This window comes from Pseudomonas sp. 2FE (assembly GCF_005503735.1).
Taxonomy (GTDB): Bacteria; Pseudomonadota; Gammaproteobacteria; order Pseudomonadales; family Pseudomonadaceae; genus Aquipseudomonas.
The window spans coordinates 133,112-146,046 of the sequence record NZ_SCMO01000008.1 but is presented as its reverse complement, the minus strand read 5'-3'; the positions used below and the strand labels follow the sequence as shown (position 1 = coordinate 146,046).

The 12,935-nt window shown below is 63.5% G+C and carries 8 protein-coding genes; 3 read left to right on the top strand and 5 right to left on the bottom strand.

Annotated elements, in window-relative coordinates; genetic code table 11:
- From FFS12_RS13970 to FFS12_RS13955, 4 genes are all read right to left on the bottom strand, one after another.
- On the bottom strand, positions 1-4,855 hold a 4,855-nt coding region (locus tag FFS12_RS13970), incomplete at its 3' end, for a calcium-binding protein (protein ID WP_137887427.1).
- Between the two features lie 861 nt (positions 4,856-5,716).
- Entirely contained in the window at positions 5,717-6,472 is a 756-nt protein-coding gene (locus tag FFS12_RS13965) for a VIT1/CCC1 transporter family protein (RefSeq protein ID WP_137887426.1), read from the bottom strand.
- A 163-nt stretch (positions 6,473-6,635) separates the two neighbouring features.
- The gene (locus FFS12_RS13960; RefSeq protein ID WP_137887424.1) at positions 6,636-7,166 is read right to left on the bottom strand and encodes a DinB family protein; all 531 of its coding nucleotides are present in this window, start codon (positions 7,164-7,166) and stop codon (positions 6,636-6,638) included.
- A 94-nt stretch (positions 7,167-7,260) separates the two neighbouring features.
- Positions 7,261-7,680, bottom strand: a complete 420-nt coding sequence (locus FFS12_RS13955) for a polyribonucleotide nucleotidyltransferase (protein ID WP_137887422.1) — start codon at positions 7,678-7,680, stop codon at positions 7,261-7,263.
- 159 nt (positions 7,681-7,839) lie between these two features.
- Here FFS12_RS13955 and hrpB point away from each other — a divergent pair, with 159 nt between their 5' ends.
- A complete protein-coding gene (gene hrpB / locus FFS12_RS13950) occupies positions 7,840-10,401 on the top strand; it encodes an ATP-dependent helicase HrpB (RefSeq protein ID WP_137887420.1) in 2,562 nt (853 codons plus the stop codon).
- 144 nt (positions 10,402-10,545) lie between these two features.
- On the opposite strand, the gene FFS12_RS13945 is transcribed toward hrpB, so the two are convergent.
- Positions 10,546-11,637 carry an endonuclease/exonuclease/phosphatase family protein gene (locus tag FFS12_RS13945; RefSeq protein ID WP_137887418.1) on the bottom strand — a complete coding sequence of 364 codons (1,092 nt, stop codon included), beginning with the start codon at positions 11,635-11,637 and terminating at the stop codon, positions 10,546-10,548.
- Between the two features lie 106 nt (positions 11,638-11,743).
- Between FFS12_RS13945 and FFS12_RS13940 the strand changes: the two genes are divergently transcribed.
- Complete coding sequence (locus FFS12_RS13940) at positions 11,744-11,986, top strand: CDGSH iron-sulfur domain-containing protein (RefSeq protein WP_137887416.1); 243 nt, start codon at positions 11,744-11,746, stop codon at positions 11,984-11,986.
- Between the two features lie 51 nt (positions 11,987-12,037).
- Entirely contained in the window at positions 12,038-12,883 is an 846-nt protein-coding gene (locus FFS12_RS13935; protein ID WP_137887414.1) for an SDR family oxidoreductase, read from the top strand.
- The last annotated feature ends 52 nt before the right edge of the window (positions 12,884-12,935 follow it).

Genomic DNA, 12,935 nt, shown 5'->3' with positions numbered 1-12,935 from the left:
TCAGGGTGCTGGTTTCGCTGATCACGTCGGCGGTGTTGTCGACGACATAGGTGTCATTGCCCAGGCCGCCGATCAGGGTGTCGATGCCGGCGCCGCCGTTCAGCGTGTTGGCCGCGCTGTTGCCGATCAGGGTATTGTTCAGCGTGTTGCCGGTGCCGTTGATAACGGCGGCACCGGTCAGGGTCAGCTTCTCCAGGTTGGCGCCGAGGGTAAAGGTCGCCGAGGACGATACGCTATCGATCTCGGTGCTCAGGGTGCTGGTTTCGCTGATCACGTCGGCGGTGTTGTCGACGACATAGGTGTCATTGCCCAGGCCGCCGATCAGGGTGTCGATGCCGGCGCCGCCGTTCAGCGTGTTGGCCGCGCTGTTGCCGATCAGGGTATTGTTCAGCGTGTTGCCGGTGCCGTTGATAACGGCGGTACCGGTCAGGGTCAGCTTCTCCAGGTTGGCGCCGAGGGTCCAGTTCACCGAGGACGATACGCTATCGATCTCGGTGCTCAGGGTGCTGGTTTCGCTGATCACGTCGGCGGCGTTGTCGACCACGTAGGTGTCATTGCCCAGGCCGCCGATCAGGGTGTCGATGCCGGTGCCACCATTCAGGACGTTGGCCGCGCTGTTGCCGGTCAGGGTATTGGCCAGGGTGTTGCCGGTGCCGTTGATAGCGGCGGCGCCGGTTAGCGTCAGCTTCTCCAGGTTGGCGCCGAGAGACCAGTTGAGCGACGATTGCACGCTGTCAATCTCGGTGCTCAGGGTGCTGGTTTCGCTGATCACGTCGGCGGTGTTGTCGACGACATAGGTGTCATTGCCCAGGCCGCCGATCAGGGTGTCGATGCCGGTGCCACCATCCAGTGTGTTGGCCGCGCTGTTGCCGGTCAGGGTATTGGCCAGCGTATTGCCGGTGCCGTTGATAACGGCGGTACCGGTCAGGGTCAGCTTCTCCAGGTTGGCGCCGAGGGTCCAGTTCACCGAGGACGATACGCTATCGATCTCGGTAGTCAGGGCGCTGGTTTCGCTGATCACGTCGGCGGTGTCGTCGACGACATAGGTGTCATTGCCCAGGCCGCCGATCAGGGTGTCGATGCCGGTGCCACCATTCAGGACGTTGGCCGCGCTGTTGCCGGTCAGGGTATTGGCCAGCGTGTTGCCGGTGCCGTTGATAACGGCGGCACCGGTTAGCGTCAGATTCTCCAGGTTGGCGCCAAGGGTAAAGGTCGCCGACGATTGCACGCTGTCAATCTCGGTGGTCAGGGTGCTGGTTTCGCTGATCACGTCGGCGGCGTTGTCGACGACATAGGTGTCATCGCCCAGGCCGCCGATCAGGGTGTCGATGCCGGTGCCACCGTCCAGTGTGTTGGCCGCGCTGTTGCCGGTCAGGGTATTGGCCAGGGTGTTACCGGTGCCGTTGATAGCGGCGCCGCCGGTGAGGGTCAGATTCTCCACGTTGGTGCCGAGGGTCCAGTTCACCGAGGACGATACGCTATCGATCTCGGTGCTCAGGGCGCTGGTTTCGCTGATCAGGTCGGCGGTGTTGTCGACGACATAGGTGTCATTGCCCAGGCCGCCGATCAGGGTGTCGATGCCGGTGCCACCATCCAGTGTGTTGGCCGCGCTGTTGCCGGTCAGGGTATTGGCCAGCGTATTGCCGGTGCCGTTGATAACGGCGGTACCGGTCAGGGTCAGCTTCTCCAGGTTGGCGCCAAGGGTCCAGTTCACCGAGGACGATACGCTATCGATCTCGGTGCTCAGGGCGCTGGTTTCGCTGATCAGGTCGGCGGTGTCGTCGACGACATAGGTGTCATTGCCCAGGCCGCCGATCAGGGTGTCGATGCCGGTGCCACCATTCAGGACGTTGGCCGCGCTGTTGCCGGTCAGGGTATTGGCCAGCGTGTTGCCGGTGCCGTTGATGGCAGTGCTGCCGGTGAGGGTCAGATTCTCCACGTTGGTGCCGAGGGTCCAGTTCACCGAGGACGATACGCTATCGATCTCGGTGCTCAGGGCGCTGGTTTCGCTGATCAGGTCGGCGGTGTTGTCGACGACATAGGTGTCATTGCCCAGGCCGCCGATCAGGGTGTCGATGCCGGTGCCACCATCCAGTGTGTTGGCCGCGCTGTTGCCGGTCAGGGTATTGGCCAGCGTGTTGCCGGTGCCGTTGATAGCGGCGGCGCCGGTCAGCGTCAGCTTCTCCACATTGGTGCCAAGGGTAAAGGTCGCCGAGGATTGCACGCTGTCAATCTCGCTAGTCAGGGTGCTGGTTTCGCTGATCAGGTCGGCGGTGTCGTCGACGACATAGGTGTCATTGCCCAGGCCGCCGATCAGGGTGTCGATGCCGGCGCCACCATCCAGGACGTTGGCCGCGCTGTTGCCGGTCAGGGTATTGGCCAGCGTGTTGCCGGTGCCATTGATGGCAGTGCTGCCGGTGAGGGTCAGATTTTCCAGGTTACTGCCCAGGGTCCAGGTCAGTGCAGATTGCACCGTGTCGGTACCCTCGTTGAGGGCTTCGGTGGCTAGGTCACCGATGTTATCGACTACATAGGTGTCATTGCCCAGGCCGCCGATCAGGGTATCGGCGCCGACGCCACCATTCAGGACGTTGGCCGCAGTATTGCCGGTTAGAACGTTGTCCAGCGTGTTGCCGGTGCCGTTGATAACGGCGGCACCGGTTAGCGTCAGATTCTCCAGGTTGGCGCCAAGGGTAAAGGTCGCCGACGATTGCACGCTGTCAATCTCGGTGGTCAGGGTGCTGGTTTCGCTGATCACGTCGGCGGCGTTGTCGACGACATAGGTGTCATCGCCCAGGCCGCCGATCAGGGTGTCGATGCCGGTGCCACCGTCCAGTGTGTTGGCCGCGCTGTTGCCGGTCAGGGTATTGGCCAGGGTGTTACCGGTGCCGTCGATGGCTGATACGCCGGTCAGCGTGAGCTTCTCGACGTTGGCGCCGAGGGTGTAAGTGAGCGAGGATCGAACGGTGTCGGTACCCTCGGCGCTCGCCTCGGTGATCACATCGCCGGCATCGTCGATTATGTAGGTATCGTCACCAAGGCCGCCAGTGAGGGTGTCGGCACCGGCTGCGCCATCCAGGGTGTCATTGCCGGCGTTGCCAACCAAGGTGTTGGCGTTGGCGTTGCCGGTCAGGACGTTGGCCAGGGTGTTGCCGGTGCCGCTGATGGCTGCACCTGTCAGGGTGAGATTCTCGAGGTTGTTGCCGAGGGTCCAGTCTACCGAAGACGTTACGCTGTCGAGTTCGGTGCTGAGGCTGCTCGACTCGGTTACTACGTCGAGTGTGCTGTCGACAATGTAGCTGTCGTTGCCTGCGTAGCCGATTAGGCTGTCGTTACCGGTACCGCCGTCTAGCACGTTAGCCGCGCCGTTGCCGTACAGGGTGTTGTCCAGCGTGTTGCCGGTGCCGTTGATAGCAGCGGCGCCGGTCAGGGTCAGTTTTTCCAGGTTGCTGCCGAGGGTCAGGGTTACCGAGGATTGCACCGTGTCGGTGCCTTCGGCGCTGGCCTCAACGATCACATCGCTAGTGCTGTCGACCACGTAGGTGTCGTCACCCGTGCCGCCGGTGAGGGTGTCATTACCGGCGCCGCCGTTCAGGGTGTCGTTGCCGGCGTCACCGCTCAAGTTGTTGGCGCTGGCATTGCCGGTCAGAACGTTGTTCAGCGTGTTGCCGGTACCGTTGATGGCGGTGCCGGTCAGCGTGAGGTTTTCGAGGTTGCTGCCGAGAGTCCAGTCCAGCGATGAGCTGACGGTATCGGTTCCTTGGGAGTTAAGCTCGGTGGCCACGTCGCCAATGCTGTCGACAATGTAGGTGTCGTTGCTTGCGCCGCCGATCAGGGTGTCGTCACCAGCGCCGCCGTCCAAGATGTTGGCGTTAGTATTGCCGGTCAACACGTTATTCAGTGTGTTGCCGGTGCCGTTGATAGCACCGCTGCCCGTTAGGGTCAGGTTCTCGAGATTGTCACCCAGGGTCCAGGTGATCGAGGAATTCACGGTGTCGGTGCCCTGACCACTGAGTTCGGTGAGCACGTCGAGGGCGCTGTCGACAATGTAGCTGTCGTTGCCGTCGCCACCGATCAGGGTGTCGTCGCCGAGGCTACCGTTGAGCAGGTTGTTAGACGCGTTGCCGATGATCAGGTTGTTACGTTCGTTGCCGGTACCGTTGATGGCCGTGCCGGTCAGCGTGAGGTTTTCCAGGTGGTCGCCGAGGATCCAGTTTATTGATGACTGGACGCTATCGGTGCCTTCGTCAAGGCCCTCGATGGTGCTGTCGAGGGTGTTGTCGACCACATAGCTGTCGTCGCCAAGGCCGCCGCTCAGGGTGTCGATGCCGGCGCCACCGTCCAGCGAGTCGTTGCCGGCCTCGCCAAGCAGTGCATCATTGCCGAGCAGGCCACTGATGGTGTCATCGCCGTCACCGCCATAGATGGTGTCGCTGGCGCCGTCATCGATTCGGTCGCCATTGAGCGTGTCGTTGCCGGAGGTGCCGCTGAAAATCTCGTCATCGGTGATCCCTGTGACATCGAGCGTCAGGCTGTACGCCGCCGCTGAAAAGTCAGTGCCATCGGATACCTTGAAACCAAAGCCGGTCAGGCCGTTGCCATAGGTATTGCTGGCCGGGAGGTAGACGAGCAGACCACTGTCTAAGTCAGCCAGGGTAATGACCTGGTCGAGCGTGACGTCAACGCCGTTTAGCTTCAGGGTTCCTGCCGTTGGCAGGGTGGTGATTTGGATCGCTTGCAGAGTTTCTAAATCAGTGTCAGTGAAGGGAAAGTCAGCGCTCGCAATGACTCTTGCGGTGTCTTCGGTTACCCCAGTAAGGGTGACGTTGTCGGATGTAGGGGCTGCGTTAGGCATCTAATTAATCCTTGGCCGTCCGGCCGCAAGTAGTGAGCTTCTGAAGGGTGCTGCTAATGGTGGTGGCAACAGTAGAATGTTCGGGCCGCTTCGGCAAGATGCCGATGTACGACCGTTCCTGGTTCGGTTCACGTTTAGTGCATTCAGATGAATACCGAGACGAAGTACGGCATGTTTAGGTGGTTTTTTGTCGTTTTTTTCTAGGTGAGATAAGAGGCGATGCTAATGCTTGATTTTATTGAAAAACACTCGATAAGAAGGGCGCTGTTTGTACAATAAGTAATCATCGTCCTGAGGCCGGTGTGTTTCTATCAACGCGGCTTCGCACTGCGGCTCAATATCATAGAGTCCATAAGTTCTGTCAGCGACAGGCTGCACTGGAGCTGGATCTTGTTCATTACCATCGCTGCGGTCTGCCATAAGCCTCGCTCAAATAACTACATATGTGCAGAGTTATTCAGGCAGGCGGAGTCTGAGTTTCATTGCTAAGCAGGATCTAATTGATTCATTGGATGGTGGCGATACGCGGGCAATGCGTGGCGACTCGACTAGTGGTCCTGAGCTCATACCTTTACCACGCCCTCAACAAGTGTTTACTTTTTGCACAGTGCGAGGTTTTGGCATAACGCCAGGCGCGCGGACGAGAGCAGTCCACCCTCCAATTCAGTAACCTCCAGCCGAGAATCCCCAACTGCAGGAAGAAGCCGGGCCGCACAGCTACAACGGCTATAAATTGCCAGCGGATACGGAATCCCTGGTGGCATGAACCTAAACCGGTGTCCGAAATTGTTTGACCGCTTCACTTGAGTCCTTCCGCTGGAGGGACGTGGGCTGTGGCGCTGACAGCAATAGGTGCTGCGCTTAGCCGATGCCGAAGGCTTGGCGCAGCAGATAGCCGGTCAGGTAAGCGAGAGCAGCCGCCGCACCGCCGGTCAGCAATGTGCTCAAGCCGGAGAGCAGGATCGGCTTGGCAAACACCAAACTCTTGAGCATGCCGATGGAAAAGAACACGGCGCCGGCCAGGCCCGCGCTCAGGATGAATTGCCACTGCATGTCCAGGCGCGTCGCGAAAAAAGGCAGCAAGGGGACGGCGCCGGCCATAAGAAAGGTGCAGAAGGTCACGGCGGCGGATTTGCCGGGGCTTATGTCCATCTTCTGCAAGCCATGCTCTTCGGTGAGCATGGTTTCGATCCAGAGTTGCCGATCCTGGCTGATGGTAGCGACTATGGCCTCGAGAATGTCCCCGCTGAAGCCTTTCTTGTGGAAGAGCTGGCGGATCTCTTCGAGTTCGCCGTCGGGGACCATGTCGATATGTTCCTCTTCGGTGCGCCGGGCCTCTTCGCGGAATTCGCGCTGGGCCTTGATCGCCTCGTAATTGCTGACGGCCATGCTGAAGCCATCGGCCAACAGATTGGCGAAGCCCAGGATCAGCGCGACCGAGGCGGAGAACCCCGCGCCAACAGCCCCGGCAACCACCGCGAAAGTCGTGATGCAGCCGTCTATCCCGCCCAGCACGGCGTCGGAGATATTTTGTGGTTTGCTGGTGGCGTTCAGGCGCTTTTCGATAGCTTCCGGCTGATGCTCTCGATAAAGCTCCTCGATACTGGGCTTTTTCACTGGGGCGGGTCCACAGAGGAGGTTTACCTTTTCAGAATATGCGGAAAAAGCTTGGCTGGCCTTGCGCTTTCCCTAATGACTCTGGCGGAGCGGCGAAGGCGCCACCCGACAGCCAGGCGTTCCGGGCGGTGTGCTGGTCGGGGCGGCTGCGCTAGTCAGGCGCTCAGGTCGGTTCCGGCAGGAAATAGAGGTAGTCCAGCACCGGCGCCGGTTGGCCGAGCGCCGTCAGCGCCGCACTGATCTGGCCTCGATGATGGGTGCCGTGGTTGACCAGGTGAAACACGATATCCGCCAGTGGCTTCAACTGCGGCTCGCCGCGCATATTCCGATAGGCCAGCGGCACGCCGAGGCTCTGGTCATCCTGTCCGCTAAGTAGCAGGCGCCAGGCATGCACGCCGGCGGCGAGAAAGCCGGCCAAGGCACTGCGTTCGCTGACGGCCTCCGCATCCAGACGGGTGAAGGGCGGCGGCTCGTGGCGCGCGCGCGCCAGCCAGATGCGATCGGCCACCGCCAGATGGTTGAGGGTGCCGTGCACACTGCCGAAGAACAGCCCGCACGGCGCCCGGTAGCCGTCCTCGTCGAGGGCTTCCAGGCCAGCCAATAAGCGGTTGTACGCCCAACCGTGGTAAGCCAGTAAACGTTCCAGCTGGCTGGCGAGCAAGCGCGCGGGTGGGTAAGTGACAGCGTTAGGCATGGGCTGCTCCTGCGGGGCGAAATCCTTATTTACCCACCGCTAACCGGTGGGTTCTCTGCTGCGGCGCAGCACGCTCAGCCAGCGTGGGCGATGCTCAGGCTGCCGGATGCAGACCGTAGGCGGCCAACTGCTCGACACTGCCGGTGTGCAGGATCAAGCGTGGATCGTCGAGCGGCAGGCTGTGGCCGGTTTCGCGCTCGATCAACGCCTTGAGTTGGGCGTTGTCGATCTTGCCGTCGGCACCGATGGTCTTTTGCAGTTGTTGTGGATCGACCTGCGCGCTCTGGCCTTCCGGCAGGTAGATGGCGCCGGTGGCGAAGTCGATGCCAAAGGCAATCAGGCCAGGAATCACACCAAACAGGAGGCCGACGGCGTTTAGGCCGGCGACCACCGGGTCGATCTTGCCTTCGATCTGCCCGCGGCGATCAGGGAAAAACAGCGTGCCGCAAGCGCTCAGTTGAGTGAGCAGGGTGACGGCCAGAACGCCGCCGATAAGACGAAACCGCATGTGCATAAGCACCTCCAGAAAGTAATGGCACAACTATATCAAGCAGACCGTGGCAATGCCGCTCCGTTGCGGGCTAGCCGGACGTTGCTAAGACCGCGGCAAGTGGCTGGCCGTTCGCCGCTATAATCGCCGGCTTTTACTCTGGACACCTCCGATGGTCTGCCCATGACCCCATTACCCATCGACGCGGTATTGCCGGCCTTGCGCGCGGCCCTGGCCGAGCGCCATGAGGCGGTGCTGGAAGCGCCACCCGGCGCCGGTAAAACCACCCGCGTGCCGCTGGCGTTGCTCGACGAGCCGTGGTTGGTCGGGCAGTCGATCCTGATGCTCGAACCGCGGCGGCTGGCGGCGCGAGCGGCGGCCGAGCGGCTGGCCAGTGAGTTGGGGGAGGCGGTTGGCGCCACCGTCGGCTATCGCATCCGTCTGGAGAGCAGAGTCGGCCCCAGAACCCGTATCGAGGTGGTCACCGAAGGTATCCTCGCCCGGCGCTTGCAGGACGACCCGGCGCTGGACGGTGTGGGGTTGGTGATCTTCGACGAATTCCACGAGCGCAGCCTGGACGCCGACCTGGCCCTGGCGCTGTGCCTGAATGGGCGCGCGATCTTTCGTGACGGAGCGGGGCGCGACCAGCCGCCGCTGAAAGTCCTGCTGATGTCTGCGACCCTGGAGAGTGAGCGACTCTCGGCGTTACTGGATAACGCCCCGGTGGTGCGCAGCGAGGGGCGCCTGTACCCGGTCGCGACGCACTGGGGGCGGCCGTTTCAGCCGGGCGGCTCCTATGAAAAAGACGGGCTTGAGCCGCGGGTGGTGGCGACTGTGTTGCAGGCGCTGGCCGATGAGCCGGGCAGCGTGCTGGTGTTCCTCCCCGGGCAGGCCGAAATCCGCCGGGTCAACGAGCAGCTTGAAGACGCCTTGCGGGGGCGTAGCGAGATTCGGCTCTGCCCGCTGCACGGCGAGTTGGATTTGAGCGCCCAACGCGCCGCCATCGAGCCGGCGCCTACGGGTATCCGCAAGGTGGTGCTAGCGACCAATATCGCCGAGACCAGCCTGACCATCGACGGCGTGCGGGTGGTGGTGGATGCCGGTTTGGCGCGGGTGCCGCGTTTCGATCCGGGTAGCGGCATGACCCGCCTGGATACCCAGCGGATCTCCCGCGCCAGTGCCACGCAACGGGCCGGCCGTGCTGGTCGTCTGCAGCCGGGCGTGTGTTACCGGCTGTGGTCGCAAGCGCAGCACGAGCAATTGGCGGCGCACGGCAGCGCGGAAATTCTCCAGGCCGACCTGGCCGGGCTGGCCCTGCAACTGGCGCGCTGGGGCGTGCAGCCCGGAGAGCTGGCCTGGCTGGATATGCCGCCGGCTGCGGCTTATGCCCAGGCCCAGGAATTATTGGGCCGGCTCGGTGCTTTGAGCCTGAAAGATGACGGCGGCTGGATGCTCACCGCGCACGGCCAGGCCATGGCCGAACTGCCGGCGCATCCGCGGATCGCCCATTTGCTGTTGCGTGGGCAGGCGCTGGGCCTCGGCAGTCTGGCTTGCGATTTGGCCGCGTTGCTCGGCGAGCGGGATATCCAACGTGGCGGCGGTGCCGACCTGCACAGCCGGCTGGCCTTGCTGAGCGGCGCCGAGCGCGTGACGCGGGGCGCCCAGGGCGGTGTGCAGCGCGCCCGGCAGTTGGCCCGGCAGTTTCGCGGCTATCTGCGCGGCGCAGCCACTGAACCGGTGGCCGATCCCGAACACCCGCGCTGGCTCGGTGCCTTGTTGGCCTTCGCCTATCCGGATCGGGTGGCCCAGCAACGCCGCGCCGGTGGCGGCGAGTACCGTCTGGCCAATGGTCGCGCCGCGCAGTTCGCCGAGCCCGATGCGTTGATGAAGCAGCCCTGGCTGGTGGTGGCCGACCTCGGCAGCCGCCAGGGCCAGCGCGAAGAGCGGATCTACCTGGCGGCCGACCTCGATCCGGCGCTGTTCGACTCGGTCTTGAGCGAGCAGGTGAGCAGTCGCGAAGAGCTGGAGTGGGACGAGCGTGAAGGCGTGCTGCGGGCCGAACGCCAGCGCCGGGTCGGTGAGCTGGTGCTGGCCCGAGAGCCATTGAGCAACCTCGATGAAACCACGCGCAGCCGCGCCTTGCTTGGCCTGGTGCGGCGCAAGGGCTTGGAGTTGTTGCCGTGGACGCCGGAGTTGCGGCAGTGGCAGGCCCGCGTCGCGCTGCTGCGGCGGCTCGACCTGGCGCAGCAGGACGGCAGCGACTGGCCCGATCTGTCCGATGCGGCGCTGCTGGCGAGTCTGGAACAGTGGCTGCAGCCTTACCTGGGCAAGGTCACCCGCCTCAGTCATTTCGGCAATCTGGAGCTGCCGGCAATCCTCCAGGGCCTGCTGCCCTGGCCGTTGCCGCAGCGCCTCGATGAGTGGGCGCCGCGCACGCTGCAGGTGCCATCCGGCTCGCGCATCGGCCTGGATTACAGCGAGGAGCCGCCGGTGCTGGCGGTGCGTTTGCAGGAGTTATTCGGCCTGGCCGAAACCCCGCGGATCGCCGGCGGCCGACAATTGGTCAAACTGCACCTGCTCTCGCCCGCCCGCAGGCCGGTGCAGGTGACCCAGGACCTGGCGAACTTCTGGCGCAGCACCTACGCCGAGGTGAAAAAGGATCTGAAAGGCCGCTACCCCAAGCATTACTGGCCGGATGACCCGTTGATCGCCGAACCGACCGCACGGGCCAAGCCGCGGCGTTGAACGGCAACTCATCGCTCCCGTAGGGCGTACTCGCGAAGCAGTACGCCATTGTCGGCGCCAACGGCGGACTGTTCGCTGCGCTCCTGAGTCCGCCCTACGTCCCCCTACGTCTGGCCTACAACGGCGCAGATCGTCGAGCAGGGTCTAACCCCGTGGCGGCAGCAGGAAGCGCGCGATCAGCGGCAAATGATCGGAGATCCGCTGGGTATCGGACTGGCGCACCGTGGCGGCGAGACGCACCAGTTGCGGGCTGTGGAACAGGTAGTCGAGGGTCCGGTCCGGGCCGTTGACGCGCGGGTCGTTGGGGAAGTGGGTGTACCAGGCCGCCTGCTCGGCGCCGCTGGCTTCGGCGATACTGGGGATCATCGGGTACTTGTCCCACAACACCTTGAGTTCGCTATCGGCAGCGTACCAACGGCGTTGCCGTTCGGCCAGGTGCCGATATTGCCCGGGCGGCAGCAGGTTGAAGTCGCCGCCTATGACCCAAGGCGTGCCGGCGGCACTTAACTGCTCGAGCAGGCCGGCGCTCATGGCGACTTGCCGCTGCAGGGTGTCGTCGCCTTGGGCGAAGGCATCCAGGTGCGTGTTGATCACCGCCAGTCGACCCCCATCGCGGATCGGCAGGTAGCTCACCAGCAGGGCGCGTTTCAGGTTGAATTGACGAGTCAGCGGGTCGGCTGGAATCAACGGCAGTTGCAGGCGCTCGGCCTGGGCGATCTGGTAACGGCTCAAGGTGGCGAGCTTCATGCCGACGCTGCCGCGAATCTGCGGATGGGGCACGAAGGCGGCCTTCCAGTAGAAGGCCTGCGTGCTGCACGGATAGAGGTCGGCCAGACGCTCCCGCAGCAGCGCCAGTTGATCCTGGTAATCCGTGGCCTCGGTGTTTTCGTGCAGTTCTTGCAGCAGCACGATGTCCGGTTGTTCGTCGCGCAGCACGCGCACCACTTCATCGAGGCTATGGGCCAGGTCCGCCGCGGTCGGCCGGGTATCCGGGCCGCTGCCGTCGGCCAGGTCATACCAGAACACATAGCGCTTGCCGGCCAGGTATTGCACGTTCCAGGTCATCACCTTCAGCGCCTGGCCGGGCTGCAGCGTCCGTGCCTGGGCGGCGCAGGCCAGCGGCGCCGGTTCGCGCGCGGCTGGGTGCCAGGTCAGGGCGTAGACCAAGGCAAACAGGACGCCGCCAAGGGCCAGCAAACTAAGCAGGATGAGGCGCAGGAACGGGGGCAGGGTCATGGGCTGGGCCAAATGGGCGTGGGCTATGCTGAAAAGACGCGAGCATACCCGAGCGGTCGCCTAGGGCCCAGGCCTGAACGCCACGCGCCCGGATGAGGAGAGGCTCATGACTGAAGTGGTGATTGCCCAGCGCGGCCCTTATGAGGTCGAGGTGGTGGCCGGGCTGGATTATTTCTGGTGCCGTTGCGGGCGCAGTGCCAAGCAACCGTTCTGCGACGGTACGCATAAGGGCAGCGGCATCCACCCGCTGAAATACCATGCGGCGCAGAGCGAGACCCTGTACTTCTGCGGCTGTAAACACACTCAGTCGCCGCCCTGTTGCGACGGCACGCATCAAACGTTGCCATAGCAACCTTTAGCGCGGCATTCGGCGCCGCCACTGCGTTCCAGGGAGATGGTCATGTATCGCAAAGTATTCGCAAGCCAGGTGTTCGACCGCAAGGTGGTGCTGATCAGCGGCGGCTGCGCGGGGATTGGCCGAGCGCTGGCCGAGCGGCTGGCGCAGGCGGGCGCGCGTTTGGCGATTCTCGACCTGGACAAAACCGAGCTGGAGAGCCTGGTGCGGCACCTGGCCGAGCAGCATAACGCCGAGGCCCTCGGCCTGTGCTGCGACGTGGCGGATGCCGCCGCCGTGCAGCACGCCGTAGCCCAGGCGCTCGAGCACTTCGGCGGCATCGACGTGCTGGTCAACAACGCCGGCATCACCCACCGCAGCACCTTTGCCGAGACCGAGCTGGCGGTGTTCCAGCGGGTGATGGCGGTCAACTACTTCGGCGCGCTGCATTGCACCAAGGCGGCCCTGGCCAGCCTGATCGACCGGCGTGGGCAGATCATCGTCCTCAGCTCACTGTCCGGCTTCGCCCCCTTGCTCTATCGCAGCGCCTACAACGCCAGCAAACAGGCGCTGCATGGGCTGTTCGAGACCTTGCGCTATGAGCTCAAGGGCTCGGGGGTGAATGTGATGCTGGTCTGCCCCGGCTTTACCGCCACCGATCTGCGCAAGAACGCCTTGGTCGGCGACGACTCGAGCGCCCACCAGCCGCCGCTGGCGATGGGCAAGGTGGCGTCGACCCAGGAGGTCGCCGAGGCGATCTACCAGGGCGCGCTGAAGCGCCGGCGTTTGCTGGTGTTGTCGAATGTCGATTGGCGCGCCCGGCTGCTGGCGCGCTTCTTCCCGCGGCTATTCGAGCGGGTTCTGCTGCCGCGCTTGTCCGGGCTTAAACCCAAGTCCGCTCGGCGCGGCTGATGCGCCGCGGCTTACTGCTACTCAGGCTGCTGAGGTTGGCGTCTGCCATGGG